This window comes from Selenomonas sp. oral taxon 478, assembly GCF_001189555.1.
Classification (GTDB): domain Bacteria; phylum Bacillota; class Negativicutes; order Selenomonadales; family Selenomonadaceae; genus Centipeda; species Centipeda felix.
Map to the genome: position 1 here is coordinate 376,062 of NZ_CP012071.1, position 23,924 is coordinate 399,985.

Annotated in this window: 27 protein-coding genes and 1 tRNA gene; 1 reads left to right on the top strand and 27 read right to left on the bottom strand. The window is 57.1% G+C overall.

Annotation, left to right across the window (positions count from 1 at the left end; genetic code table 11):
* Window position 1: 1 nt before the first annotated feature.
* From fliF to rny, 10 genes are all read right to left on the bottom strand, one after another.
* Window positions 2-1,582: a flagellar basal-body MS-ring/collar protein FliF gene (gene fliF / locus ADJ74_RS01825; RefSeq protein WP_009753973.1), complete on the bottom strand. Its 1,581-nt coding sequence runs from the start codon at window positions 1,580-1,582 to the stop codon at window positions 2-4.
* 69 nt (window positions 1,583-1,651) lie between these two features.
* Complete coding sequence (gene fliE, locus ADJ74_RS01830) at window positions 1,652-1,954, bottom strand: flagellar hook-basal body complex protein FliE (RefSeq protein ID WP_009753972.1); 303 nt, start codon at window positions 1,952-1,954, stop codon at window positions 1,652-1,654.
* 26 nt (window positions 1,955-1,980) lie between these two features.
* Window positions 1,981-2,436, bottom strand: coding sequence for a flagellar basal body rod protein FlgC (gene flgC / locus ADJ74_RS01835; RefSeq protein ID WP_050341467.1), 456 nt, complete (start codon window positions 2,434-2,436; stop codon window positions 1,981-1,983).
* A gap of 14 nt (window positions 2,437-2,450) precedes the next feature.
* Complete coding sequence (gene flgB, locus ADJ74_RS01840) at window positions 2,451-2,870, bottom strand: flagellar basal body rod protein FlgB (protein ID WP_050341469.1); 420 nt, start codon at window positions 2,868-2,870, stop codon at window positions 2,451-2,453.
* A 147-nt stretch (window positions 2,871-3,017) separates the two neighbouring features.
* On the bottom strand, window positions 3,018-3,875 hold the full coding sequence (locus tag ADJ74_RS01845) for an Asp23/Gls24 family envelope stress response protein (protein WP_050341471.1): 858 nt from the start codon (window positions 3,873-3,875) through the stop codon (window positions 3,018-3,020).
* Between the two features lie 27 nt (window positions 3,876-3,902).
* On the bottom strand, window positions 3,903-4,733 hold the full coding sequence (locus tag ADJ74_RS01850) for a PHP domain-containing protein (protein WP_050341473.1): 831 nt from the start codon (window positions 4,731-4,733) through the stop codon (window positions 3,903-3,905).
* A gap of 19 nt (window positions 4,734-4,752) precedes the next feature.
* Window positions 4,753-5,535 (bottom strand): TIGR00282 family metallophosphoesterase, encoded by a 783-nt coding sequence (locus tag ADJ74_RS01855; protein WP_009753967.1) that lies wholly within the window; start codon window positions 5,533-5,535, stop codon window positions 4,753-4,755.
* Window positions 5,536-5,559: 24 nt separating this feature from the next.
* Window positions 5,560-6,117: a hypothetical protein gene (locus ADJ74_RS01860; RefSeq protein ID WP_050341475.1), complete on the bottom strand. Its 558-nt coding sequence runs from the start codon at window positions 6,115-6,117 to the stop codon at window positions 5,560-5,562.
* A 25-nt stretch (window positions 6,118-6,142) separates the two neighbouring features.
* Entirely contained in the window at window positions 6,143-7,918 is a 1,776-nt protein-coding gene (locus ADJ74_RS01865) for a diguanylate cyclase (protein ID WP_050344162.1), read from the bottom strand.
* A 114-nt stretch (window positions 7,919-8,032) separates the two neighbouring features.
* Window positions 8,033-9,589: a ribonuclease Y gene (gene rny / locus ADJ74_RS01870; protein ID WP_170950782.1), complete on the bottom strand. Its 1,557-nt coding sequence runs from the start codon at window positions 9,587-9,589 to the stop codon at window positions 8,033-8,035.
* A gap of 205 nt (window positions 9,590-9,794) precedes the next feature.
* On the opposite strand from rny, the gene ADJ74_RS01875 reads away from it, so the two are divergent.
* A complete protein-coding gene (locus ADJ74_RS01875; RefSeq protein ID WP_050341478.1) occupies window positions 9,795-10,871 on the top strand; it encodes a M48 family metalloprotease in 1,077 nt (358 codons plus the stop codon).
* Between the two features lie 53 nt (window positions 10,872-10,924).
* Here the strand turns inward: ADJ74_RS01875 and ADJ74_RS01880 are convergent, their stop codons facing one another.
* The 17 genes from ADJ74_RS01880 to ADJ74_RS01955 all read right to left on the bottom strand — a co-directional run bounded on the left by ADJ74_RS01880 (window position 10,925) and on the right by ADJ74_RS01955 (window position 23,924).
* Entirely contained in the window at window positions 10,925-11,377 is a 453-nt protein-coding gene (locus tag ADJ74_RS01880) for a hypothetical protein (RefSeq protein WP_050341480.1), read from the bottom strand.
* A 10-nt stretch (window positions 11,378-11,387) separates the two neighbouring features.
* Window positions 11,388-12,386: a flotillin-like protein FloA gene (floA, locus tag ADJ74_RS01885; RefSeq protein ID WP_009753961.1), complete on the bottom strand. Its 999-nt coding sequence runs from the start codon at window positions 12,384-12,386 to the stop codon at window positions 11,388-11,390.
* A gap of 37 nt (window positions 12,387-12,423) precedes the next feature.
* The gene (locus ADJ74_RS01890; RefSeq protein WP_050341482.1) at window positions 12,424-13,056 is read right to left on the bottom strand and encodes an NfeD family protein; all 633 of its coding nucleotides are present in this window, start codon (window positions 13,054-13,056) and stop codon (window positions 12,424-12,426) included.
* 43 nt (window positions 13,057-13,099) lie between these two features.
* Window positions 13,100-13,375 carry a hypothetical protein gene (locus ADJ74_RS11195; RefSeq protein WP_138774477.1) on the bottom strand — a complete coding sequence of 92 codons (276 nt, stop codon included), beginning with the start codon at window positions 13,373-13,375 and terminating at the stop codon, window positions 13,100-13,102.
* Between the two features lie 335 nt (window positions 13,376-13,710).
* A tRNA-Pro gene (locus tag ADJ74_RS01895) sits at window positions 13,711-13,787 on the bottom strand.
* 89 nt (window positions 13,788-13,876) lie between these two features.
* Window positions 13,877-14,608 carry a hypothetical protein gene (locus ADJ74_RS01900; protein ID WP_170950783.1) on the bottom strand — a complete coding sequence of 244 codons (732 nt, stop codon included), beginning with the start codon at window positions 14,606-14,608 and terminating at the stop codon, window positions 13,877-13,879.
* 77 nt (window positions 14,609-14,685) lie between these two features.
* Window positions 14,686-15,021 (bottom strand): hypothetical protein, encoded by a 336-nt coding sequence (locus ADJ74_RS01905; protein ID WP_009753957.1) that lies wholly within the window; start codon window positions 15,019-15,021, stop codon window positions 14,686-14,688.
* Window positions 15,022-15,037: 16 nt separating this feature from the next.
* Window positions 15,038-16,636: a DUF342 domain-containing protein gene (locus ADJ74_RS01910; protein ID WP_050341486.1), complete on the bottom strand. Its 1,599-nt coding sequence runs from the start codon at window positions 16,634-16,636 to the stop codon at window positions 15,038-15,040.
* Between the two features lie 68 nt (window positions 16,637-16,704).
* Window positions 16,705-17,460, bottom strand: coding sequence for a FliA/WhiG family RNA polymerase sigma factor (locus ADJ74_RS01915; RefSeq protein WP_170950799.1), 756 nt, complete (start codon window positions 17,458-17,460; stop codon window positions 16,705-16,707).
* 24 nt (window positions 17,461-17,484) lie between these two features.
* Window positions 17,485-17,910 (bottom strand): hypothetical protein, encoded by a 426-nt coding sequence (locus ADJ74_RS01920; RefSeq protein WP_050341488.1) that lies wholly within the window; start codon window positions 17,908-17,910, stop codon window positions 17,485-17,487.
* Window positions 17,911-17,925: 15 nt separating this feature from the next.
* The gene (locus ADJ74_RS01925) at window positions 17,926-18,411 is read right to left on the bottom strand and encodes a chemotaxis protein CheD (RefSeq protein ID WP_009753953.1); all 486 of its coding nucleotides are present in this window, start codon (window positions 18,409-18,411) and stop codon (window positions 17,926-17,928) included.
* A gap of 1 nt (window position 18,412) precedes the next feature.
* Window positions 18,413-19,042: a chemotaxis protein CheC gene (locus ADJ74_RS01930; protein ID WP_050341490.1), complete on the bottom strand. Its 630-nt coding sequence runs from the start codon at window positions 19,040-19,042 to the stop codon at window positions 18,413-18,415.
* Between the two features lie 59 nt (window positions 19,043-19,101).
* Window positions 19,102-19,566, bottom strand: a complete 465-nt coding sequence (locus ADJ74_RS01935; RefSeq protein ID WP_050341492.1) for a chemotaxis protein CheW — start codon at window positions 19,564-19,566, stop codon at window positions 19,102-19,104.
* A gap of 19 nt (window positions 19,567-19,585) precedes the next feature.
* Complete coding sequence (locus tag ADJ74_RS01940; protein ID WP_050341494.1) at window positions 19,586-21,640, bottom strand: chemotaxis protein CheA; 2,055 nt, start codon at window positions 21,638-21,640, stop codon at window positions 19,586-19,588.
* An 18-nt stretch (window positions 21,641-21,658) separates the two neighbouring features.
* Window positions 21,659-22,276, bottom strand: coding sequence for a CheB methylesterase domain-containing protein (locus tag ADJ74_RS01945; RefSeq protein ID WP_050341496.1), 618 nt, complete (start codon window positions 22,274-22,276; stop codon window positions 21,659-21,661).
* On the bottom strand, window positions 22,269-22,961 hold the full coding sequence (locus tag ADJ74_RS01950) for a flagellar brake protein (protein WP_050341498.1): 693 nt from the start codon (window positions 22,959-22,961) through the stop codon (window positions 22,269-22,271). Before ADJ74_RS01950 ends, ADJ74_RS01945 begins: the two co-directional genes overlap by 8 nt.
* 18 nt (window positions 22,962-22,979) lie before the next feature.
* A complete protein-coding gene (locus ADJ74_RS01955; RefSeq protein WP_050341500.1) occupies window positions 22,980-23,924 on the bottom strand; it encodes a MinD/ParA family protein in 945 nt (314 codons plus the stop codon).

The following is a 23,924-nucleotide window of genomic DNA, read 5'->3' on the forward strand; positions in this document are numbered from 1 at the left end:
GTTACTCCTCCTCCGTAAGCCAAGTCTTGACTAGGAGCGCAACCTCCTCAGGCTTGCTGTCGATGAGCGCAAGAAGCGCGAGTTTCTCGTTCATCTGCTGCTGCTCCTCCTCAGAGAGATCCTCTTCCTCGACCTCGCCGGCAGCGATTGCGGCGGCACGCTCCTCGGCAAGGCGCTCTTCTTCGAGACGCTTTGCCTCCTCGGCAGCCTCGCGCTCGAGACGCTTCTTGCGGCGATACATGAGAATCGCGGCAACGATGAGTGCAATGATGAGAAGAACGGCGCCAACCTGCATGTAGAAGATGCGGTCCTGACGATCCTTCTCTGCCTGCAGCTCTGCCGCACGGCGGTCTGCCGCCTCCGTGCTGAACGGCAGCGGCTCAACGGAGATCGTATCGCCGCGCGTCTGATTGATGCCTGCCGCGCTGCTCACCGTGCGCAGGATGCTCTCCTGCTGCGGCTGCGTCACGTCGTCATTGACAAGCACAGCAACCGTCATACGGCGGATCGAGCCCGGGGAGGCGATTACATGCTGACGTTCCTCGTTGATCTCATAGTTCTTCGTGGATTCTTTTTTCTCGTAGGCAGCGTTCGCGTTTGACTCCTGCTCAACATAGCCCGGGACGTTACTCTGGACGCCCGCAGGGCCGCCGGGATTCGTCGAACTGCCGTTGTAGCTCTCGGAGATGTCCTGCTGGCTGCGGATGATGCCTGCATCATCTACCACAGGGGTAAAGGTCTGACGATCTGTCAAGCGGTCGTCAAAATCCAGCTCCACACTGACGCGGGCAAATGCACGCCCTTCCCCGAGCGTCTGATCGAGCAGGGTCTGCACCTTTTTCTCGATGTTGTCCTGCACCTTGCGCGTCATCTCAAGCTGGGTGATGGTCTTTGCGCCAAGCCCCTTCTCATCCTGATCGTCTGGATCATTCAGGATCTTGCCCGTATCGTCGACGATGGTGATGTTCTCCGGCGTCAGCCCCTTGATGCTGTGTGCTGCGAGATTGACAATACCTTTAATTTCCTTTTTCGTCAGCTCTGCATGCGGCTTCAAGCGCAGCATAATGGAAGCCGTCGCCGGCTTCTCCTCTTTTTTGTAAAGGCTGTCCTCGGGCAGCACGATGTGAACACGTGCCTTATCGACTGCCTCGATCTGCTCGATGGTACGCGTCAGCTCGCCCTGCAGTGCCTGCAGATAGTTGACACGGTTCTGGAACTCGGTCACGCCGAGTTTGCTGTCGTCGAAGATCTCAAAGCCCTTGTTCCCGTGCGGAAGTCCCTGCACGGCAAGGTTGAGGCGAGCCTCATGCACATTCGCCGTCGGAACGAGAATCGTCGTGCCCGACTTATTCTCCTGTATTTCGTAGCTGATCTTCGATTCACGCAGCTGATTCGCGACCTCGCCCGCATCTTTGGTCTCCATGTCGGTAAACAGCGGAACCATATCGGGCTTGCTGCCGTACCAGAAACTAAGGCCGAAGACCAGTACGAGAATTGCGAGTGCCGAGCCGAGCATGATGTAGCGCTGCCGCTTGTCAAAGCGTTTCCACAAGGCAAGGCTGCGCTCTTTCCACTCTCCCATAATCTCTTTCCCTTCAAGTCACCGCGGTTGTGCTTCCCCGCGAGGGTGCAAACAGAACGGCAGTTTCAGTTATACCTGCATCCGCATGATTTCCTGATAGGCAGAAACGGCACGATTGCGCATCTGCAAGGTAAGCTGCAGGGCAATTTCAGCCTTCTGCCCTGCCACGATAACCTGAGAAACATCTTCCACCTCACCCGCAGCGAGCAGCTTCGTCTGCTCCTCTGATGCAAGCTGAAGATGATTGACTTCGGAGAGGGCATCTTTTAGGTAGGTGCCGAAATCTTTGCGTTGGGATTTGTCGATGGTCTCGCCCAAATGGCTGGGTGCACGCATCGTTACAGGAGTCATTTGCAGTGCTTGTACTTCCATAATGGATCCCCCTTACAATGTGTGCATCAGTTTCCGCCGCCGATGCGGAGTGCCGCATTGACCATGGACTTCGCTGCATTGATCGTCGTCGTATTCGCCTCGTAGCCGCGCGACGCCGAGATCATGTCGACCATCTCAGCGACGATGTTGACGTTTGGGCGCTCCACGTAGCCGTCTGCGTTTGCATCCGGATGCCCTGGCTCATAGACCAGAGGTCCCTGCGTGTTGTCTGCGCGAATGCCGACAGCACGTACGCCGTCACCGGGGCGCATGCGGTTCGACGCACGTGCCAGGAAGGACTCAAAGCCGATGCCATGTCCCTTCTCACGCGGCTGAAACACGACATAGCGGCGGTGATAGGCACCCCCGCCCTGCGTCCGCGTCGTATTCGCATTCGCGATATTGTTGGAGATCACGTCCATGCGAAGGCGTTCCGCTGTAAGCCCGGAGGCCGCCGTATCAATTCCCAAAAACATTCCCATATCATGCCCTCCGATCAGACCTGACCACTGGTGATGACACTCTTCATCCTACTGATGTGTCCCCCCAGCTGATTGGCAAGTACATTGTAATAAAGTTGGTTCTTTGCGACCTCTGCCATCTCAACGTCAATGTCGACATTGTTGCCATCCAGGCGCATATTGGTCGTATTCTCCTGCTCGATGACACCGTGTGCCTTTCCGCGATACGCCAGCGGAAGGTGGCGGTCATGCGTACGCACGACCGGCATCAGCGGATCGTCCTCCAGCCCCAATTCCTTCTTCAGCAGATCCTCAAAGCGGACATGACTCCGCTTGAAGTTCGGTGTATTCACGTTGGCGATGTTGTTGCTGAGCACCTCATGGCGAAGTGTCGATGCTGCCATGGCACGGCTGCTGACATCTATCACCGAGGTATTGACCACCTGCTCCAGCATGAAACGTCACATTCCTTTCCTCGATATTTTTACGCACACAAAAATCGACATACGTAATAGATATATATTTAGTTCTACGTCCCCATAAAAAATCCTTTTGATTCTGCCTTTTTTTCTTAAAAAATGATAAGGCTTTTCGTCACCGCGTTATCCTTCGGCACGCAGAGAGGGCTGCGCGTCGACATAGAGGCTCTTGACCAGGATATCGACCTCGTGAACGACCATCCCCGTCATGCGCTCGATCTCCGTCTGCAGACGATGGCGCAAGGCGACCATGGTCTCCTTGATCGCATGTCCATAGGCGAAGACAACCTCCAATGAGACCGTGATGCCGAGATCGTCGTCCCCGTTCACGATGTGGCGGACGCGCGTCCCACCGACACGGTATACGTTCTCGAACTTCTCGGCGGCAATGCGCACGATGTTCTTGATAACTGAGTCGTCGATGATGAGTTTTCCATAGTAGCTGAATACAGGGCGTACGATGGAGCGCTCCCCGAGCTTGCGGCGCTTCGACGAGGAGGTCTTGAAAAAGCTCTTGATCGGGTCAATGAGATAGCCCGAGAAATGCGGCTTTAGCTCAATGCTCGGTACGGGAATGATGTGCTCGCCACGCTTCAGGCGGTGATACTGGGCAATCTCCATATCCTTCTTGGAGGCAACATCCTCAATGCGGATGATCTTTCCGACTGGGCCGATGCCAAGTGCCTTCGCGATCTTCTGCACCATATTCTCCGAGGTGCCGAGGATCAGGATGCGGCGCGGCGCACACTCTTCAATCGCGCGCCGTACCTCGGCGGCATGTCCCGGAAGGACGAAAATCGCACGCCGTACCGCCATGATGCGGTTCTTTTCCTTCTTTGCTGATGTGCCGCCGACCACTTTCCCATCTTTGATGAGGATGCCGTCATCAATGATGGCATCTGCGCCATTTTTTCGGGCGACCCACAGTGCGCGGTGACTTTTTCCCGTTCCGCTCGGGCCGACAAGGGCAATTACGTCCATTGTGTCCCTCCTCTTTTCACGGTATCCTCACGTATGCTGCGGCGGGCGATAAAAATTTTCCGCATAGACATCCTCGATCGTGAACTGCCCGATCTTCTCTGTTCCGCGTCCGGGAAAGCCACGGTAATCCGAGCCGCCCGATACGAGAAGTCCATACTTCTGCGCCACATCCAGGTAGTGCTGCGTATCCTGCCTGTCGTAGGTGGGATAAAATGCCTCAACCCCCTGAAGTCCCTGCCCGACGAGCGTCATGATGATCGTCTCATCGCCGACAGACTTGGGATTTGCGAGGACGGGGATCCCGCCCGCCCCGCGGATGAGGCTGATGAGCTCTTCGGCAGAGACGCGGAAATGCGGCACATAGGCAGGCTGCCCACGCTTCAGCAGCTGGTCGAAGCAAGCGCGGACGGAGTCGAAGTAACCTTTTTTCACCAGCACACGTGCAACGTGAGAGCGACCGATTGCCTTGCACATTCCCTCGTCCGTCAGCACCTCAGTCTCACCAATCTCATAACCGAGGCCGCGCAGGAGCTCCACGATCTTCGTGAAGCGCGTCCACCGTGCCTCGCTGATCTCCTCGAGTTTTTCCTGCAGCCCCGCATCGTAGATGTCGATGTTGTAGCCTAGGATATGGACGTCGTGCCCGCCATCGCCCGTGCTGAATCCCACCCCGGGGATCACCCGCAGGCTGCCGGAGGAAATGTGTCCGCTCTCATACAGCTCCGTCACGCCCTCAACCGAGTCGTGATCCGTAATGGAGATGTAGCGCAGCCCCGCAGCCTTTGCCGCTTCCATGATCTCCTCCGGCGTATTCCTGCCGTCGGAGAAGGTCGTATGGATATGCAAATCGCTTGGCATATATCTTCTCCTTGACTCCCTATTCCGCTTCGCGCAGCAAAAGCGGTTCAATCGTTGCAGGGCGCTGCCCCGCGGGATCAATATCCACGATGACCGCCGCGTATTCCGCAGGACCTTCTGCCATATCAAACCGCACAGGCATCCCCGTACGGAACTTCTGAATGACGAGATCCGTGCGCACGCCGAGCACCGAATTCTGTGCCCCGACCATGCCGAGATCGGTGATGTACGCCGTCCCGCCCGGCAGGATACGCGCATCTGCTGTCTGGACATGTGTATGCGTGCCGACAACGATGTCCGCACGGCCGTCCAGATAATGTGCCATCGCGAGTTTCTCCGACGTGGTCTCCGCGTGAAAATCCAGTACGATGAGATCCGCCTGACCCTCCAGCACGGCAAGAATCTCATCTGCCTTCTGGAAGGGACAGTCCATCGGCGGCATAAACGACCGCCCCGAGAGATTCATCACGCCGATGCTCGCCGTCTTGGCGGGAAAGACGCAGAATCCTTTTCCTGGCGCCCCCTCAGGATAGTTGGCAGGACGAATGAGAAACGGCTCATCATCCACGAAGGAGAAAACCTCCTTTTTATCCCAGACGTGATTGCCCGAGGTGACAATATCGGCTCCGCCTGCATAGAGCTCATCGAGCGCCTTGCGCGTATAGCCCTTGCCGCCAGCCGAATTCTCTCCATTGACGATGACGACATCAATGCCACGCTCCGCGCGCAGACGCGGCGTAAGAGCACGAAAGGCACGCCGTCCCGCGTGTCCGACGACATCACCGACGATCAATATGCGCACGGCGTCCCCTCCTCTCTTACTCCATCAGCGGTTATAAACCACAACCTGGTCGCGCTCCCGAATCCCAACGAGACGATCGTGCAGCGGCATCTCGCGTACGGCGGTCAGCATGCGATCGAGTGTCTCATGCTGCATCTGTCGGAATTCCGCATCGGGCAGGTCCGCCCCATGTACGTCCACGAGCAGCGCATCGCCGAAGCGATCGGTCAGAAGCTGTACCGTAAGCCCAATCTCCCGCTCCGTCACCTCATCCATCCGCCGTGCGAGATGCAGCATCATGAGCCCATCATGCCGCTCATAGGAGAAGTCCATCGCCGTCACAACACTCCCCTCGATCGCATGAAAGCTCTCAATGCTCTCACCAAGAAACGCGGTAAACGCCTCCGCCTCTGCGGGTGACAGCTGTGCGCGAGCGAAAAAAACCATCGTCAGCATTCCCTCGCATGGATCGTAGGAAACCGCCGCAATCTCAGGAAAGCAGACGAGCACGGAAGCGAGCAGCTGCACACCCGGACGTGCCTGTTCACGAGACGTTCGAACCGATCTTTGCCCTAAAAACATACTGCGAAAAGAATCCCACATGTTGCGCCCCCCTTTCCATGACCGACTATTCCTCACTGCTCACACGCCCAAAGCCGAGCGCATATACCACATTGCGTCCTGCCTTCTTCGCCTGATAAAGTGCTTCGTCAGCATTCTTGAATAGCTGGAGCTCATTATCCTGCTCCGGATCAAAGGCAGCTACGCCGACACTGATCGTGACATTGTGGTGAAACGGCATTTTCGCCTCCTCCACCCTGCGGCGAATACGCTCCCCGACTCTGCCCGCAACTGCGAGCGGCGCCCCCTGAAGAATAATGAAGAACTCGTCCCCACCCCAGCGGCAGCCCGCATCTGAGCCACGGATCGTGTGGGAGATTGCATCCGACACCGTAAGAAGTACCTTGTCCCCCATATCATGTCCATAGGTATCGTTGACGCCCTTGAAGTTGTCGATGTCCATAAGGATGACCGAGAGTGGTGTCTTTTGCGTCTGTGAGACTGACACCGCCTCCTTCAGGAGGCGCTCCATCTCGCGGCGGTTCAGCAGATTCGTCAGCGTGTCGCGAATGGCGAGCTGCGTGAGCTGCTGATTCACCGTATGCAGCTCCTCCTCCGAAACACGGATGAAGTGCGACATGAATGCAAGCATTTTCCGATCGTAGGACAGCGGTGCCACGCGCTTTGGCTCCAGCTTTGCGGCCTTGACGTAATTGGATTTCTCCTTCATGCCTACGAGCAGGACATTCAAATTTGCCGGAACAATGCGTCGCCCAACGCGCCGAACCTCCCCGAATACAAATACAGTCGACGATGGGAGCCCAGCGCAGGGGGACATTTCCGTCACGACATCTTCGCCAAGCAGGAGATAGTGCCCGATGCACGCCACACCGAAAATTGCCTGCGGTGAGAACGCAGACATATCACGTGCGTTTTCCGCCGCCTTCGTGAGAATGCCGTAGGGGTCGCCGTAAGCAAGGCGAAACTTCGTCCCCGCCTGCATGGGCAGGCCGAAGGTGAGTTCTCCCGATCCCTCCTCTATCTTAAGAGGGACACGCGCGGAGACCGAGCCATCCTCCTCCTCGAAGCAGAGCGGGAAGAGTGCCGCATCCGAACTGAAGTCGCCATTCCCCTTGATGCCGAAATAGCGCTCATAGATATGCAGCGGTATGCCGCCGTCCAACTCCTTGACCGTGCAGCCGTCTACACGTGTCGCAACAATCTCACGGCCGAGTTCATTCCAGCCGAAGTTGCGTACTGCATGCGCATCCAGCGTCTCGCCGTGGAACACAATGGCGGCCATTCCAAGCCGCAGCTCCGCATCGTCCGCAATCAGATAGCCGTGCACTCCCATAGGCGGCGAATCAACAAAGGCTCCAAACACTGCGATGCGTTCGTCCATCGCAGTGCCCTCCTCAAGCAGTGCACCGAGCTGATCCATAAGGCCGACCACAAGGATTTCGACTGCCTTGGTATGCGGACGTGTGCCGATAAAGCGGGCAATACGATCCTTTGCCTCTGATATCGGCGTATTTCCTTTGACCGTGACAAATTCCACCCGCGATGACTCAAACGCCGTAAAGGTCAGCATGGCCCCTTCCGTATCAAGGCACAGATCCGCCATCTTGAGGGCACAGGTATGCGCCAGGATCCGCGCATGCGGGAACAGCTCCCGCACAGCATTCACCATGCTCCCTGCCTTCTCAGCCGGCATATCACAGGGGGCGGCAATCGTAATGAGCAGAGACTCCACATGCGGAATCCGATCCAGTTTTTCCTTTGCCTGTTCCGCCTTGCGCTGCGCATCGGCAGTCCCGGAAACAATATAGGTCAGCTGCTGCATGATGCACTCCTTGTTGAACGTCGGGCAGTTCCGCTTTTTCACCGCGGATATTGTCCATCCTCCATATTTCCCATAAATAAAGGGCAGATGTCCCCTATTTATATGTTTCTTGCCTCACTTCGCATAATCGACAACGCGCGTCTCACGGATCACCGTTGCCTTGATCTGCCCCGGATACTCGAGATCGCCCTCGATCTTCTTTACAATATCATGAACGAGAACTGCCGCTCCCGCATCATCCACCTTGTCCGGCTTTACCATCACGCGGATCTCACGCCCCGCCTGAATGGCAAAGCAGCGCTCTACGCCGTCAAATGACTCCGCGATCTCCTCGAGCGCCTTCAGTCGCTTGATATAGGACTCAAGGCTCTCTCGCCGTGCGCCGGGACGTGCTGCAGAGACAGCATCCGCCGCCGCGACGAGCACGGCCTCCACCGTTGTCGCCTCCTCATCACCGTGATGTGAAGCAATGATATTGATGACCTCCTTCGACTCACGGTACTTGCGTGCGAGTTCGGCGCCCACTGTGACATGCGGGCCCTCGATCTCATGGCTGACTGCCTTGCCGATGTCGTGGAGGAGGCCGCCGCGCTTGGCGAGCATGACATCGCAGTCCAGCTCCGCCGCCATCAGCCCCGCGAGATGCGCGACCTCGATGGAGTGCGCCAGCACGTTCTGTCCGTAGCTCGTGCGATAGCGCATCCGCCCCAACAGACGCACCAGCTCGGGATGGATGCCGTGCACGCCCGTCTCGAACGTCGCCTGCTCCCCTGCTTCCTTGATGCGCTGGTCGACCTCACGGCGCGCCTTCTCGATCATCTCTTCGATGCGTGCGGGATGGATACGACCGTCCTGAATCAGCTTTTCGAGCGCAATACGCGCCACCTCACGGCGTACGGGATCAAAGCCCGAAAGAATGACCGCCTCGGGCGTATCGTCGATGATGAGGTCGATGCCCGTCAGCGTCTCCAATGTGCGGATGTTGCGCCCCTCGCGCCCGATGATGCGCCCCTTCATCTCATCGTTCGGCAGAGCAACGACCGAGACCGTCGTCTCCGCTACGTGATCGGCAGCACAGCGCTGGATGGCGACGCTCAGGATCTCACGTGCTGCCTTGTCCGCCTCGTCCTTCGTCTGCTGGACATATTCCTTGATCTTGCGTGCCTTTTCATGCTTCAGCTCTTCCTCTGCCTCTGCCATGAGCACGGTGCGTGCCTCCTCGGAGGAGAGCCCAGAGATGCGCTCGAGCTCCTGCCGCTGACTCTCATAGAGCGCGCTGACCTCTGCCTGCGTCTTGTCGATGCGTGCTTCCTTACGTGCGAGACCTTCCTCCTTTTTCTCGATGGATTCCAGCTTGCGGTCGAGATTCTCCTCCTTCTGGATCGTACGACGCTCCATGCGCTGCAGTTCACTGCGGCGTTCCTTCGTGTCACGCTCAAAGTCCTGCCGCTGCCGCTGGATCTCCTCCTTGGCCTCGAGCAGTGCTTCCTTCCGCTTCGTCTCCGCCGCCTTCCCGGCCTCGTCGACAATGCGTTTTGCTTCACTTTCGGCTGATCCTATCTGTGCCTCTGCCGCACGCTTGCGTGCCGTATAGCCGGCTGCAGCGCCAACGCCAATGGCGATAATTATCATGAGTATTTCCGTAAAGATAACGGCCACCTCCTCGTTCATAAATAAGCGCATATTCTTATATATTCTAATGTTTTTTGTGGATGGTGTCAAGAATAGCGCCCCCTCTGCACACGCAGAAGAAAAAAGTCCTACTCTCCTAAAACCTGCTCCGCACTTACAGCGACACGCTTCTTTCCCTCTGTACTGGACAGAAATATTTTCATCCGATATAATATGTTCATCGGTTCATATGTTAGGAGGAATTATGAATAAGAAAAAATTGATGCGAAGTGGTGTCGCACTTGCTCTCTCCATCTCCATGGCGGGTGGCATTACCCTCAGTACCCCAGCCGTGGCCGAGGCAAGCACGGGCAACATCATCGGTGCGATCGTCGGCGGTATTGCAGCGTCCGCTGAGATGAACAAGGAGATTAAGTACTACAACACAACCGAGGAAGGTCGTCAGGCGCTGAACAATCAGCTGCGCGAAAAGTACGGGGTCAATGACGACTACGCGCTCAACAATCAGCTCGACCGCATCTTCACCAATCTGACGGCAGCGATCGGTTCGCAGGACGCGACCATCTACGACCGTCCATACCTCTATTTCATCAACAATGAGGACAGCTTCAACGCATTCTGTACGCTCGGACATAATATGAGCGTCAATACGGGGCTTTACAACTACCTCAATAACGAGGACGAGATCGCCGTCGTCCTCGCCCATGAGATGGGGCACGGGCAGAAGGATCACCCTGCAAGGGGCATGAAGCGTTCGCTTGGGCCTGCGATTCTTGCGAGTGCGACGGGTACGGTGCTCGGTGCAATCGCCGCCAATATATGGAGCGGACAGGGACTCACCAAGCCGATGGAGTGGGAGGCAGATAACCTCGCCTTTGACTACATCTCGCGCTCTCCGTACAACCCAGGAGCAACGGCAGCGGTATGGCAGCGTGTCATCGATATGGACGGCAACAACTCCGCCAATGTTGTCTCCATCATGTCCGGTGCCGCCGATCATCCGTCGAATGCCTCGCGCCGTGACAACTACGCCAAGAAGCTGACTGAGATGAGCGGCGGCAAGGTCACAGTGAACAACGGCACCGTCTATATCAACAAAAAGGAGTTCATGACGCCCGCCCCTGCCAATGGTATGACCTCGGCGGAGCGCGCCTACTTCGTTATGGGCAACCTTGCGGCAGCCTATAAGAATGGGCACGCCGCTGCGGATGCGTACGCGGACGGCTCCACGGTCATGCTCGGCGCACAGCCCATCATCACAGCGGTGGAGGGTGACCGCAGTGCGGCAGACATGGCAGATCAGCTGAATAAGATCAAATAAGAGAATCACAAAAAAACGAGGATTGCCGATGTGGCAATCCTCGTTTTTCTTTGCTATCGCTGCGGAAAGCGGCGCAGAGCGCGTGGCTTCCCCAAGATCTCCGCCATCACGACCGCCTGCTGCATCGTCTGCGGCGTCCACTGCGGCAGCCCTTGCATCGCAGGAGATGCTGCAGCAGACAGTATCTCAGTGCGCCGTTCCTGCGCGGCGCGTTGCTTCTCCGCATGCTGGTGGGCCGCCGCCGCTTTCTCGGTGGCTCTGCGCTCCGTCTCCCACTTTTCGCGCAGGGCGCGCTCCGCCTCCGTCGGATCGACGGTTCCGATCTCGATGCGGCTGGGGATGCCGCGCATCGGCGGGATCTCGAACGCACCGCCTTTCTGTCCCCCGCGCCTCTGACGGGGAATCTCCTGCGGCACGGTCGGCGGCGGAACTTTTTTCTTTCCGCGCACACGGTCATCGAGCACGCTGATCGCGATCAGGATACCGACTACGACGAGAAATTCCATGGTGCATTCCTCACTTTACGGGGACAGACGGATGCTTGTCATCCTGCTTCCCCGATGCGCTGATCGCATGGCGCATATCCGTATCCGACTGGATGTTGTTCAGCTGATAATAGTCCATGACACCGAGCTTGCCCTCGCGCAGCGCCTGTGCCATAGCGTGCGGCACCTCTGCCTGCGCCTCGACCACCTTGGCCTCCATCTCCTGCGTGTACGCCTTCATCTCCTGCTCACGAGCAACTGCCATCGCGCGGCGTTCCTCCGCCTTTGCCTGTGCGATGCGCTTATCCGCCTCCGCCTGATCGGTCTGCAGCTCTGCACCGATGTTCCGCCCGACATCGACATCGGCAATATCAATGGAAAGAATCTCAAATGCCGTTCCTGCGTCGAGGCCTTTGCCAAGCACAGTCTTCGAGATGTCGTCCGGATTGGCAAGCACGTCATTGTGACTCTGCGAGGAGCCGACCGTCGTCACGATGCCTTCGCCAACACGTGCAATGATCGTCGGTTCCCCTGCACCGCCAACGAGGCGATCGATGTTCGCACGCACCGTAACGCGCGCCTTGATTTTCAGCTCGATGCCGTTCGCTGCCACAGCGGAGACAATCGGCGTCTCGATGACCTTTGGATTGACACTCATCTGCACCGCGTCGAGCACATCGCGCCCCGCGAGGTCAATTGCCGCTGCGCGCTCGAATGGGAGGGCGATCTGCGCGCGATGCGACGCGATCAGCGCATCCACCACCTTGTCCACATTACCGCCTGCGAGATAGTGTGCCTCGAGCTGGTTGACGCTCACATCCAGCCCTGCCTTATTCGCCTTGATGAGCGGCAGAACAATGCGGCTCGGCGGAACGCGGCGCAGGCGCATCCCGACCAGCGAGACAATGCCGACCGAGACATTTGCCGAGATCGCCGAGACCCACAGCCCGAGCGGAACAAAATGCAGAAAGATCGAAACCGCCAGGATAACGATGACAACGAGGAATGCTCCTCCGAATAGTGTACCCATGAAAACCTCCTAGATGTATGTTCATCCATCCGAAATATTATGCCTCACGTACTACCACACGGCTGCCGCTCACAGACAGGACGACAACGCGCGTCCCCTTTTCAATAAATGCGCCCTCCGAGACGACATCAACAGGGCGGCCGTCAATCTGTACCGTTCCCGCAGGCCGCAGCTCCGTGAGCACCTTGCCCATCTTCCCAATGAGATCAACTGACCCAACGGCACTGACATAGCCCTCCTCCGTGCGCGAGCTATTGTGAAGGACCAGCTTGTTCCACAGCCGGCTCGATGGCAGACGGGCAACGACGAGCAGAAATACCGCCACAGAGATGGCAAGCGCGATGCCGAGCGCAGCGAGTGCGCCGATGTCGCCGCCGAGCGCGAGCACTATGCTGTAGAGCATCGCTGCAACGCCCAGCCCCGCGAGCAGTCCGACCGTTGGCAGCAAGATCTCCACAATGATCATCAGCACACCGACAAGAAACACCGCGATGTGATAGAACTCCACCAGACCGCGCGTATACTGGCTGCCCCAGAACACCGCTGCCGCGACAATCCCGAGCAGGACACCGACGCCCAGCCCGCCCGTCTTGATCTCTACCATAATGGATAGAAACATCACGGCGAGCAGCAGCACCTGCAGCACGCCACGATCTACGATAACATCCATACCTGCCCTCCTTCGACAGATGCCGCATACGCCATCCGTCCGATCACGCTGCAAAAGAAAAACCGCCCCTACGTCCCAAACGTGAGCGGTGTATTTCATAGCCATGTGAAGAAGCAGCCGCCAGAGAGGGGTCCTCCTTTTCTGTCTTTATGATAACAGATTCACACAGCGTTCGCAAGATGTTTGTATAGATTCTGTCAATAGCAGCAAGACCATGTACCAACTTTTCATCCAAATCGTTGCTGCTTGCACTTTCCGAAAAGCATTTGTATAATGCCTGAAGAGAACCACTAAAGGCAAAGGCGGCTAACTTCTTCACCTCTCCAACTCTATAAGCGGGAGGTGGTGCACTATGGGTTATTACGAGTTTATCTTAGTGATTGTACTCGTCACTAGCTTGATCGTTGCTATAAAAAAAGAGATAACCGCCCTGTCCTTCAAAACGTGAGCGGTTAATCCGTAATTCGTGAAGAGGTGACGCCTTGCGGTGTCTCTCTTTTTGTATCTTTATCTTAGCAGATTTGTCCTCTGTTTTCAAGTCACCTCAACGCTGATTCTGAAAAACGGCATCGCTCAATCCTACACGTACGCTTACCCATAATAAAAAGAGTACTCAGCATCACATACTGAATACTCCAGCAATGTTCAAAAGAATGGTCGGAACGACAAGATTTGAACTTGCGGCCTCTTCCACCCCAAGGAAGCGCTCTACCAAGCTGAGCTACGTCCCGAACAGTGGCTATTATACCGACCTTTTCGCATCTTGTCAAGGAATCGCCGATAAAAATGAAGTCCGTCAAGTGTCGGATTTGTTTCTTTCTCAATCCTTTTGCGTCATCTGCTTCATCAGGCGAAGCGCACCGATCTCGACACCGGTCTCACGCGCAACCTGTTCGATGGTGCGTCCGGCGCGCAGGAGGGCGCGTGCCTTGCCCATGGACTCATCTTCCTGCGCGGCGGGCTGCATCTCTTCCTCCGGCATACCGTCCTCTTCCCGTGGTGCGGGAACCGGCGTCTGCTGCGGCACAGGTGGCGGAGGCGCAACGGGACGTGCCTGTGGCTGTACCTGCATCGCAGGTTGCATGGTTTGCTGCGGATGCGGTGCAGCGGGCATCGCTGCGGGAGCGGTACTGCGCATCTGCTCGCGCAGGATGGACTGATGCAGGACGGCGGCAAAGGCATCGCCGTCCGTGCGCTGCGCCTCCGTCAGCTGAACCGAAGGCGGCATCGGAGGAACAGTGCCCGCGCGTGATGCGGTATAGGCCGCAGGGGGCACGGTTCCGCCGAGGTCGCGAAGACGGCGTTCGAGTTCTTCGATACGTTGCTGGAGTGCCCACTCGAGGCGCTGTGCATCCGCCACACGCGTTTCCAGCTGCGTGCACCGCTGATCTGCCTCACGCAGGAGTCCTTCGAGTTTTGTCACGTGGGTGCCTAGGCGCTTGATGATGGTGTCCGCCGACTGTCGGAGCTCTTTTTTTAGTTTCTCGATGGATTCTGCCAGTTCCTCATCATCTTCCTCGCTGCGCTGGCGGCGATGGATAATGTAGCGCACGATGAGGAGCAGTACAGCTCCCAGTATGATGAGTGCGCCTAGGATTTCGGTGATGGAAATAATAACAGGCCGCCTCCCTACAAGCTAATATCAAGATGCACACCACGATTGGGGTCAGCAGCAAGCCGCTGAAGGAGTTCTGCACCATGATCCTCCCGCTGCTCTCGTCCGCCCTGTCCCCTTCCACGCTGTCCCTGACGGCGTTCTCGTTCCGGATCGTCCTTGACACGCGCGTCGTCACTCGCCTTTTCCTTCGCACGCACCTGCTGACGTGCGAGCTCCGCATCCTGTTTCTGGCGCAGGGATTCAAAGGTCTGCTGAACATTGACCTGGTTCTGCATATTGCTTTGAACATTCCCCGCCTCATTGGACTGCGGGATCATCATCTGCATGCTGATTGGCGTGACGTTCATGGTACTGTCTCCTTTTCTACAGAATGCCTGTGACGACTTCCCCTTCAAGAACCCGCAGCTTAGCATGGCGCAGTTCGCTGTCCACGGTCTTTTTCACCCCACTGATGATGATGTTGACCCCCGGGAAAATGGTATCCGACGCCTCGACGGAGCCGTTTTTCATCTGCTCCAACTCCTCGCGCATCTCCTCCAGCTCCTCCTTCATCCGCTTGATCTTGGTCGCCAGCGGGAATTGCACATGGGTCAGTTCGGCAAGCTGCTCTCGACGGCGTTCCGACAGACTCATGAGCGGTTGTTTTTTCAGTGTCTCAAGGGCAAGCCGCACTTGGGTCAGCTGTTTATCCGCCGCCTGATATTCTTTCAGCAGGTTGTCGTATTTGTGCTTGAGATTCGGATCGATGCCGACATTGATGTTGGTCTGCACATAGAAGTTATTCCCAAGGATTTTTGCGCGTATGGACTCCCCTGCCCCAACGGAGCCGCCCGTAATAAATCCGCGCTGCCCCTCAACAGTGACATGGTGCCCTGCGCGCATCACCGAGTGAAGCACGACATCATTGACGAAGATATCGCGCTCTGCTGTGATGTTCGCATTCTCAACGAAGGCAATGCTCACATCCTCGCGCGCATGGATCTTCCCTACGTTCATGCCGCGGATGCCGCCGTGTACGATGACGTTGCGCCCCTCGACCTCCGCACCGCCGATCATGCCCTTGATCTCAACATCGCCCGCTGCCTTGACGGAGAAGCCGCTCTCGACGTCACCGCGTATCTCCACACTGCCGGCAAAGTCAATATTGCCCGTGCCCACATCGACACTGCTGTCGATGACAAGATGTGGGTCGACACTGACCTTCTTCCCGTCATCGACGATCTGCCCATCGATGACGGCGACCAGCTCGTCGTTGTTGACCACCTTGGTATTCTTTCCCTGTGGAAGATTGATCGGCTTTCCGGGTCTCGACGCAACCTCCTCGCCGAATACATTCTTCCCCGGGATGCCCTGTGTCTCCGGGATACGGACGACAAGGACATCACCGATTGCCGCCCGAAGAAAGATGTTCATGTCCTTGTAGTCGACGCGGTCAAAGGCTCGCTCTGCGGGACGCCCCTTGACGCCCATGTCGAATTTCTTTTCGAGCCGTGCATCTTCGCCTGCGACGGGTGCTGTCCCGCGCGCCGCCATAAAGGGAGTGAGACGCGCAACGCCGCGCCCAATCGCTGCGCGGTCAATGCCGTAGACGACCTTCTTCTCCTTCAGCGCATCCAATACATCCGCGACGGACGGCGGCAGATTTCCCTTCTTATCGTCGAAGCGTACTGCTGCCGACATTGCATCGTTCGGGATCTCGATGGTAAAGGGGATGGTGAGGTTATCCTCCCCATTCTCAGCGGCAGCGTTAAGTTTTTCCTCAACCCCCTCCGCCGCACGCACGAGATGCGCGAGCTGGAGGACATCGTAGTCCGTAACGCCCGCTGCCTCGATCTTCTCACGCAAAGCGGACAGGTCAACGACGTCCGCATCCGGCTCCTCCGGATAAACGGTAAGGTAGGCTCCATCCTCACGCAGGGCAAGCTGAAAGCCCTCTTTTCTTCCCCCAACGATACGTTCCATAAGTCCCACTCCAGATCCTTCATAATTGCGCTTCGATTACAACGATTTTCGTCGGGGCGATGCGCAGGTTAACCAACATCATTCATCCGTGCCAGAGAGCCCCGCATACGGAAGATTGCCTTCGTATGCAGCTGGGAAATGCGCGCCTCCGACAGGTGGAGAACAGCCGCAATCTCCTTTAGTGTCATTTCGTCATAATAGTAGAGCGCCACGACCGTCCGCTCCTTCTCGGGGAGTTTTTCAATCGCAGCAGCAAGCGTTTCCTTGATCTCCGTCCACTCTGCATGCTCCACAGGACCATCCTCGAGGGATGCCTGAGCATCGGTGCGGAGATACTCCTCAAGGGGGATCACGGTCGCTGCACTGACCTGGCTCTCAAGACGATGTAATTCCTCTATGCTGAGATCCATTTCCTCCGCCAGCTCCTGATCTGTCGCCGTACGCCCAAGAGTCCCTTCCAGATGAGCTACAGCTTTTTCATAGCGCTTGATGTTCTGACGTACGCTGACGGGAATCCAGTCCTTTGCACGCAGGTGGTCAAGGATCGCGCCGCGTACGCGTACGCCCGCATAGGTCTCAAATTTATTGCCGCGTGTGAGCTCGTATCGCTCGATCGCATCGAGCAGGCCAAAGAACCCACTGCTCAGAAGATCCTCCCGATCGACGTGCTGTGGCAGGCTGATGGCGATGCGTCCGGCAACCAGGCGTACGAGAGGGAGATAGTGTTCGGCAATACGGTTTCGCACCTCAACGGTCCTTTCCGTCTCATACGCCTTCCACAGAGCCTCAATATCCTCTTCTATCGGCTCCGCCATCTGCATCATCTCCTCTCCGCGCATCCGCCGGCTCTACGCCGGGGCCACTGCTGTGGGTTCCTCACCCGTCGACGTCTCATCCACCGGCGGCTCATGCACCTCATCCGGTGACGTCATGTGCGTCAGCGTCTCCGCCGACAGCGGACGGAAATCCTTGGGCTCAGCAAAGGCAATTGCATCCTCTGCGCCGTCGTCCTCTGCGTCAAAGTCGATGTCATCGGCATCATAAACGATCTTCTTCATATCTTCCATGCGCTCGTCCGGCATCTTGTCGTACGCTGTCCAACCTTTTGCCTCGAGAATGAAGGTGACAAGATAGGTAAATGCACCGGCACAGACGAACGCGATGAGGCTGCGCAGAAATGCTGTGCCAATACGCGCATCGGTAAAGAGCCCCGTCAAAAAAACGACGAGAGCAGCGATCACCGAAAATGCGAGCGCCATCCCCACTTTGAACAAGAAATCACCTTCCCCCTAGATGGTTTTATCCCCTTTGCTGACGGTCTTGACGGTATACGTACCGTCATTCAAGTCGATGGATACGGTGCGTCCATAGTTGAGCCCCGTATCCTCGGCGATGAGGCGGATGCCATGTGCCGCCAGAAGATCCTTTGCCGCCTGTGCATTTCGCTCGCCGACGCGCATGACGCTCGTCGAGTTGGAGAACGCAAACATCTGCGCTCCGCCCGCGATCTTTGCAACGAGACGGGACTTTACCCCCCCAAGTTTCAGAACGTCCGCCAGCATGAGCGGAAATCCCGTATCGATGAACTTCGCCGGTGTATCGGAGGGGCGTGCCTGCTTACTGTCCGGCAGCATATAGTGGAGCAGGCCGCCCACTTTTTCCTTAGGGTCATATAGTGAAAGGCCGATGCAGGAACCAAGCCCATAGCTGATGAGTGTGGCGGGAGCCGCACCGACCTTGTAGTCGGCCATGCCGACTTTGATCAAATTCGGCATATCATCCAACTCCTACCGCATTCATAATGCTGCCCAATGAGCCCGGATCGGGGACAAGGAAAAAATGCCCCTTGATGCTGCGGTCATCCGCGACAAAATTCGTCTCTATGAGGAGTGCATGATCCCCCATTTCTCCAAGCTGAACCAGAACAACATTGAGAATCGCCCCCGCCATGTCCACGGCAAGTGCCGGCACGGACGGGAGCATGCTGATCCCCGTGAAACTATAGAACGCATTGAGGTATGAGCCAGCAAGAATGTTTCCGACCTCCATCAATGCGGATTCATCCATCGGGCTGAGCTCTGTCGTCGTTGTTCCGACCTCACGCCCGCACATCGTATCCGCGAGAGCAAACGCGCTGTCACGCGGAATGAGAAAAAGGATGTTGCTCGGTGCTTTTCCGTAAACGCGCAGGAAAATACCGACGACCACGAGTTCCGGTCCGCCGACAAATTCCGGTACATCTTCAATTGGAACCAGTGCCACCTGCGGCACATTCATCTCGATGCGATGCTGGATCAGACGGGAAAGTGCCGTCGCGGAATTACCCGCGCCGACATTTCCGATCTCCTGCAGCACATCGAGCTGCATATCCGACAGAGCTGTCAGGTCTTCCCCTTCTACAGTCATCGACTCAATCCTTTTCTCATGCGGTGCAATTCCTCAAGGATTCACTGCACACTCCTGTGTTATTTTGCCTCCTTGAGGCCGACGATCTCCTCCAGATTGAGCAGAATGATCAGTCGTCCTCTGATATTTCCGATGCTGCTGATAAACTTGCTGCTCTCGCGCGCATTGGTTGCCTTCTTCGTATCGATAGGCGCGTTTTCGAGACTCAGCACCTCTGTCACTGCATCGACGAGCATGCCGACGTGCACATCCTCGACAGATACCGTAACAATACGCGTGCGGTCGGTATACGGCGTCTCCGCGAGACCAAGGCGCTGTTTGAGATCAATGACCGGAAGAACAGCACCACGCAGATTGATGACACCCTTGATGAAGTCCGCCGAATAGGGGACACGGGTGATATCGGTGAGATTGCGGATCTCCTGCACGTTCAGAATGCTGACACCATATTCTTCATCACGCAGGTTGAATGCCACGTACTGGTTGTTCTGCGGCGCGCCGCCCCGATTCATATCCTCTGCCATCTTCTTTTCCCTCCCCTGCTCACTGCTGAATCATCGTTGCGACATCGAGAATGAGTGCAACTCTACCGTCGCCAAGCACCGTTGCTCCGCCGAAGAGCTTGAGTCCGGCGAAGAGGTTCCCCAGTGTCTTGATCACGATTTCCTGCTGACCGATGAGGTTGTCCACCACGATGCCTGCCTTCGCCTCGCCGGCATGGACAACGACGACAAAGAGCTCCTCGGAGTCCTTCACATGCGGAACCTGCAGTGCCTCCTCCATGCGGACAATCGGGATGATCTCACCGCGCAGGACGATGACCTCCTTGTTCTGGATGGTCTGGATATCCGTCGGCTCGATGTTGACCGTGCTGTCGATGGAGGTGAGCGGAATGGCGTACATCTCTTCCTGTACGCGGACAAGCATCGCCTGGATGATCGCGAGCGTCAGCGGGAGCTTGATCTTAAAGATGGATCCCTCGTCGATATGCGTCTCTACATCGACGTGCCCGGAGAGTGCCTCGATCTTGCTGCGCACAACGTCCATGCCGACGCCGCGACCCGAGATATCGGTGATCTGCTCCGCCGTGGAGAATCCTGGCAGGAAGATGAGGCGGACGGCATCTGTATCGTCGAGGCGGTCTGCCTCATCCTGCGTGATCATGCCCTTTTCGACCGCTTTGCGGCGAATCTTATTGGCGTCAATGCCCGCACCGTCATCCGTAATCATGATGACGACGTTATTGCCTTCGTGACGCGCAATCAGCCCGACCTCACCGACGCGCGGCTTGCCCTTTGCCTCACGCGCATCAGGGCTCTCAACGCCATGGTCGAGGGAGTTGCGCAGAAGATGCATGATCGGATCGCCGATCTCGTCGATAACAGTACGATCAAGCTCCGTCTCTTCGCCCTCGATGGTGAGGTTGATCTCCTTTCCCAGTTCCTTCGATACGTCGCGCACCATGCGCGGGAAGCGGTTGAACACGGCACTGACTGGAACCATGCGGACCTTCATGACGATGTTCTGCAGATCACCCGTCACACGATCCATCTGTTCGAGTGTCTCCATGAGGTCACTCATGCGATGGGTCTGTCCGATCTGTTCAAGACGTACCTTGTTGATAACCAGCTCGCCCATGAGGTTCATGAGCGTATCGAGCTTTTCGATGTCGACACGAACGCTCTGGCTCTGGTGCTGCTTCTTCGGAGCCGCCGCCTTTGCGCCTTCCTTCTTTGCCGGAGGTGCCGCCTTCTTTGCCGCAGGTGCTGCCGCAGCTGCCGGAGCGGCAGGAGCTGGCTCAATCTGCTTGCCAAGTGCATCGGGATCGAGTTCCTCTACACCGATATCCTCGATCTCTGAGACCGTATCAACGGCGTTCTTCACCGCCTCCGTGTCAGCACTTGTGGCAATCACCACGTCGAAGCTGCGCTCAAATTTCTCCTGCTCGAGATCCTCCGCCGGGGGAACGCTCTTGATGACATCACCAATCTCATCCAATGCATGCATGACCATGACAGAACGCGCTGCCTTGAGCACACAGCTCTCCATCAGTGTAACCTTGACATGGAAGACGTTCATCCCAGCGTCCTTCGCCTTTTTCATGACATCGAGGTCAATGTCATCAATGCCGAGATCGCTCCCCGCTCCGCCAGATGCATCACCCGCCGCAGGGGCAGCCGAAGCTCCCCCTGCAGCAGGAGCTGCAGCCGGAGGAGGCGTTCCCTTGGAGATAGAGCTGAGCTTAGCGACGAGGTCGGAGACATCGACGACATCCTCCGCCTCACCGTTGCCGACGCTATCCACCATCTGCTCCAGTGAGTCAAGACACTTGAAGAGCGTGTCTATGATGTCCTCGTTGAGCTTCAGCTCTTCCTTGCGGACAAGGTCAAGGACGTCTTCCATCTCATGCGTCAGCTCCGCGATCTTCGCGAAGCCCATCGTCGCAGACATGCCCTTCAGCGTGTGAGCGTTGCGGAAGATGTCGTTGACGGCACTGATCTCCTCCATGTTCTCTTCGAGGCGCAAAAGCCCTTCATTCAGGGACTGCAGATGCTCATGCGACTCATCCAGGAACATATCCATATACTGGTTATCCATTGATATTCCCCCTACTTCCTATCTTCTCACAGCCGCCTGAATCGCTCCCGCGATCTTGGGCAATGGGCATATCTCATCGGCCAGCCCCGCATCGACCACAGATTTTGGCATTCCGTAGACGACACAGGTCGCTTCATCCTGCGCAATGCAGTAGCCGCCATTTTGCTTGATCCGGCGCATCCCTTCCCTGCCGTCGCAGCCCATCCCCGTAAGGATGACGGCGATGACATCGTTTCCTAGATGCGCCACAGAGTCGTACATGACATTCACCGCAGGACGGTGGTTCCCAACGGGTGGCTCATCGCTGAGTGCGATACGCCGCCCCCCCGCCTCCTGCCGAACGCGCAGCTGCCGGTTCCCCGGCGCGATATAGACGCAGCCGGGCCGCAGCACATCGCCGTCGCAGGCCTCCCGAACCTCAACACGGGCAACTCCGTTCAGACGCTCCGCCAGTGCTCCTGTGAATCCTGCCGGCATGTGCTGAACGATGACGACGGGACAGGGGAAATGCTCCGGCAGCCCCGTAATGACCGTCTGCAGGGCCTGCGGCCCACCTGTCGATGAGCCGATGGCGACGATCCGACGGTTCTGTGGGGCTCCGCGGACATGGGTCTCATAATGCTGTAAATCAGTCATTCTTCACGCGCTCCACTTGAGCACGCTGCACTTGGAAGAGATAGCGGACAATCTTATCCCTCATGCTGCGTGACAATGCCAGAAACTGGATGCCGATGTGATAGACCGGCGTATCGTCCTCACGCTCCACGCGCGTTACGCGCATCACCTTCGACATCATCTCAATCGTCCCAATGCCGGGAATATCATTGATATCGAGTGCCACGCCGGTATCGATGGGCAGGCGCTGCGGCCAAATAAACGAAAGTCCGCTGCCGCTGAGATCAACGATCGGCACATTCGTCGGCGCATCAATCGTCCCCTCGGCGTCGATGTGGCGGATCGTCGCCGTAAGATTTACCTTGGTACGGAATAGCCCACGCTTCTGGAAGCGCTCGACAAACTCAGGGATGGAAATGCGCAGCGTCGGAATGCGCCCATCATGACGTCCATGCCCGCGGTGTACGCTAAAGAAGCGATAGTGACAGCCATCGCCCCCTGCAAGTACATACAGATTCTCGCCGACACGGGGGATGATCGGAACGAGCCGCTCATCCACGGGCATCGCGACGACGAGCTCATCGCCGACAATGTCCTCTATGCGGCTGGTATATCCGGAAGTCCCCTCCTCGGTATTTTCAAAGAATATTTCCAATCGCTGTCCGATGAATAAAATACTCCTTGCCTCTACCAATTCGCCCGCCATCTAAAATTTCCTCCTTGGCTAAGCCGAAAAGTTAAAAATTTGTTGCAAAAAACCTTTCCAGCCTCTTTTTACTTTCATTTCTTCCCCGGTGATAATCGCCTCTGCCAGTGCATCAATGCAGCGCGCCGCCGCAGATGTGGGTGCCGCCTTGATGAGCGGCTGCTGACGCCGTACTGCCCTCGTCACGGATGCGTCCTCAAAGACATAGCCGAGGCAGTCCACGGGCATGTGCAGGAACTTCTCTGCGGCCCGTTGGAGTTTCAGTGCAACCTCACGGCTCTCCTTCGGCTCATAGACACGATTGATGACGAGGCGGAGATTTTTCTGTACGGCGTAGATGCTGTACGCCTTCATGACGGCGTACGCATCTGTCAGCGAGGTCGGCTCCGGCGTTGTCACGAGGATCACCTCGTCCGCCGCGAGAATAAAGTCCATCACGTTGCGCCCCAGCCCCGCGCCTGTGTCAACGAGGATCACATCGGCACGCGCGGCACAGTCGGCGAGCTTCTGCTGCAGGAGCAGCTTCTCCGCACGATCATATTCCAGAGCCTTCTCAATGCCCGAGCCGCCCGAGATGTACTGAACACCATGCGGCGACTCAACGATCACATCGTCCAGTTTGATCTCCGGCCGCAGGAGATCGAGCAGATGGCGCCGCGACGAGGTGCCGAGCATCACGTCGACATTCGCCATTCCGAGGTCGGCGTCGATGACGAGCACGCGATACCCCTTATCGCGCATTGCAATCGCCAGATTGACGGCGATGTTGGTCTTTCCGACACCGCCCTTCCCGCTGGTGATCGCAACGACGCGTACATCTGCCCATGCCTTCGCCTGAGCAGACGAGAGCATCGGCCGTTCCGGCACTGTCTGCTGCGCAGGGGGAGGCGGCTGCGCCTCCGTGGGGGCAGGCTCTCCCTCGGCACCGACCATCTGTCGCAGCCGCGTTGCCTGATCTGTCAT

What these genes read in the sequence shown, in the direction of transcription:
- fliF (WP_009753973.1), bottom strand. Translation starts at nt 1,582, where the DNA reads ATGGGAGAGTGGAAAGAGCGCAGCCTTGCCTTGTGGAAACGCTTTGAC.
- fliE (WP_009753972.1), bottom strand. Translation starts at nt 1,954, where the DNA reads ATGGAAGTACAAGCACTGCAAATGACTCCTGTAACGATGCGTGCACCC.
- flgC (WP_050341467.1), bottom strand. Translation starts at nt 2,436, where the DNA reads ATGGGAATGTTTTTGGGAATTGATACGGCGGCCTCCGGGCTTACAGCG.
- flgB (WP_050341469.1), bottom strand. Translation starts at nt 2,870, where the DNA reads ATGCTGGAGCAGGTGGTCAATACCTCGGTGATAGATGTCAGCAGCCGT.
- ADJ74_RS01845 (WP_050341471.1), bottom strand. Translation starts at nt 3,875, where the DNA reads ATGGACGTAATTGCCCTTGTCGGCCCGAGCGGAACGGGAAAAAGTCAC.
- ADJ74_RS01850 (WP_050341473.1), bottom strand. Translation starts at nt 4,733, where the DNA reads ATGCCAAGCGATTTGCATATCCATACGACCTTCTCCGACGGCAGGAAT.
- ADJ74_RS01860 (WP_050341475.1), bottom strand. Translation starts at nt 6,117, where the DNA reads ATGTGGGATTCTTTTCGCAGTATGTTTTTAGGGCAAAGATCGGTTCGA.
- ADJ74_RS01865 (WP_050344162.1), bottom strand. Translation starts at nt 7,918, where the DNA reads ATGCAGCAGCTGACCTATATTGTTTCCGGGACTGCCGATGCGCAGCGC.
- rny (WP_170950782.1), bottom strand. Translation starts at nt 9,589, where the DNA reads ATGAACGAGGAGGTGGCCGTTATCTTTACGGAAATACTCATGATAATT.
- ADJ74_RS01875 (WP_050341478.1), top strand. Translation starts at nt 9,795, where the DNA reads ATGAATAAGAAAAAATTGATGCGAAGTGGTGTCGCACTTGCTCTCTCC.
- ADJ74_RS01880 (WP_050341480.1), bottom strand. Translation starts at nt 11,377, where the DNA reads ATGGAATTTCTCGTCGTAGTCGGTATCCTGATCGCGATCAGCGTGCTC.
- floA (WP_009753961.1), bottom strand. Translation starts at nt 12,386, where the DNA reads ATGGGTACACTATTCGGAGGAGCATTCCTCGTTGTCATCGTTATCCTG.
- ADJ74_RS01890 (WP_050341482.1), bottom strand. Translation starts at nt 13,056, where the DNA reads ATGGATGTTATCGTAGATCGTGGCGTGCTGCAGGTGCTGCTGCTCGCC.
- ADJ74_RS01905 (WP_009753957.1), bottom strand. Translation starts at nt 15,021, where the DNA reads ATGAACGTCACGCCAATCAGCATGCAGATGATGATCCCGCAGTCCAAT.
- ADJ74_RS01910 (WP_050341486.1), bottom strand. Translation starts at nt 16,636, where the DNA reads ATGGAACGTATCGTTGGGGGAAGAAAAGAGGGCTTTCAGCTTGCCCTG.
- ADJ74_RS01915 (WP_170950799.1), bottom strand. Translation starts at nt 17,460, where the DNA reads ATGATGCAGATGGCGGAGCCGATAGAAGAGGATATTGAGGCTCTGTGG.
- ADJ74_RS01925 (WP_009753953.1), bottom strand. Translation starts at nt 18,411, where the DNA reads ATGCCGAATTTGATCAAAGTCGGCATGGCCGACTACAAGGTCGGTGCG.
- ADJ74_RS01930 (WP_050341490.1), bottom strand. Translation starts at nt 19,042, where the DNA reads ATGACTGTAGAAGGGGAAGACCTGACAGCTCTGTCGGATATGCAGCTC.
- ADJ74_RS01935 (WP_050341492.1), bottom strand. Translation starts at nt 19,566, where the DNA reads ATGGCAGAGGATATGAATCGGGGCGGCGCGCCGCAGAACAACCAGTAC.
- ADJ74_RS01940 (WP_050341494.1), bottom strand. Translation starts at nt 21,640, where the DNA reads ATGGATAACCAGTATATGGATATGTTCCTGGATGAGTCGCATGAGCAT.
- ADJ74_RS01945 (WP_050341496.1), bottom strand. Translation starts at nt 22,276, where the DNA reads ATGACTGATTTACAGCATTATGAGACCCATGTCCGCGGAGCCCCACAG.
- ADJ74_RS01950 (WP_050341498.1), bottom strand. Translation starts at nt 22,961, where the DNA reads ATGGCGGGCGAATTGGTAGAGGCAAGGAGTATTTTATTCATCGGACAG.
- ADJ74_RS01955 (WP_050341500.1), bottom strand. Translation starts at nt 23,924, where the DNA reads ATGACAGATCAGGCAACGCGGCTGCGACAGATGGTCGGTGCCGAGGGA.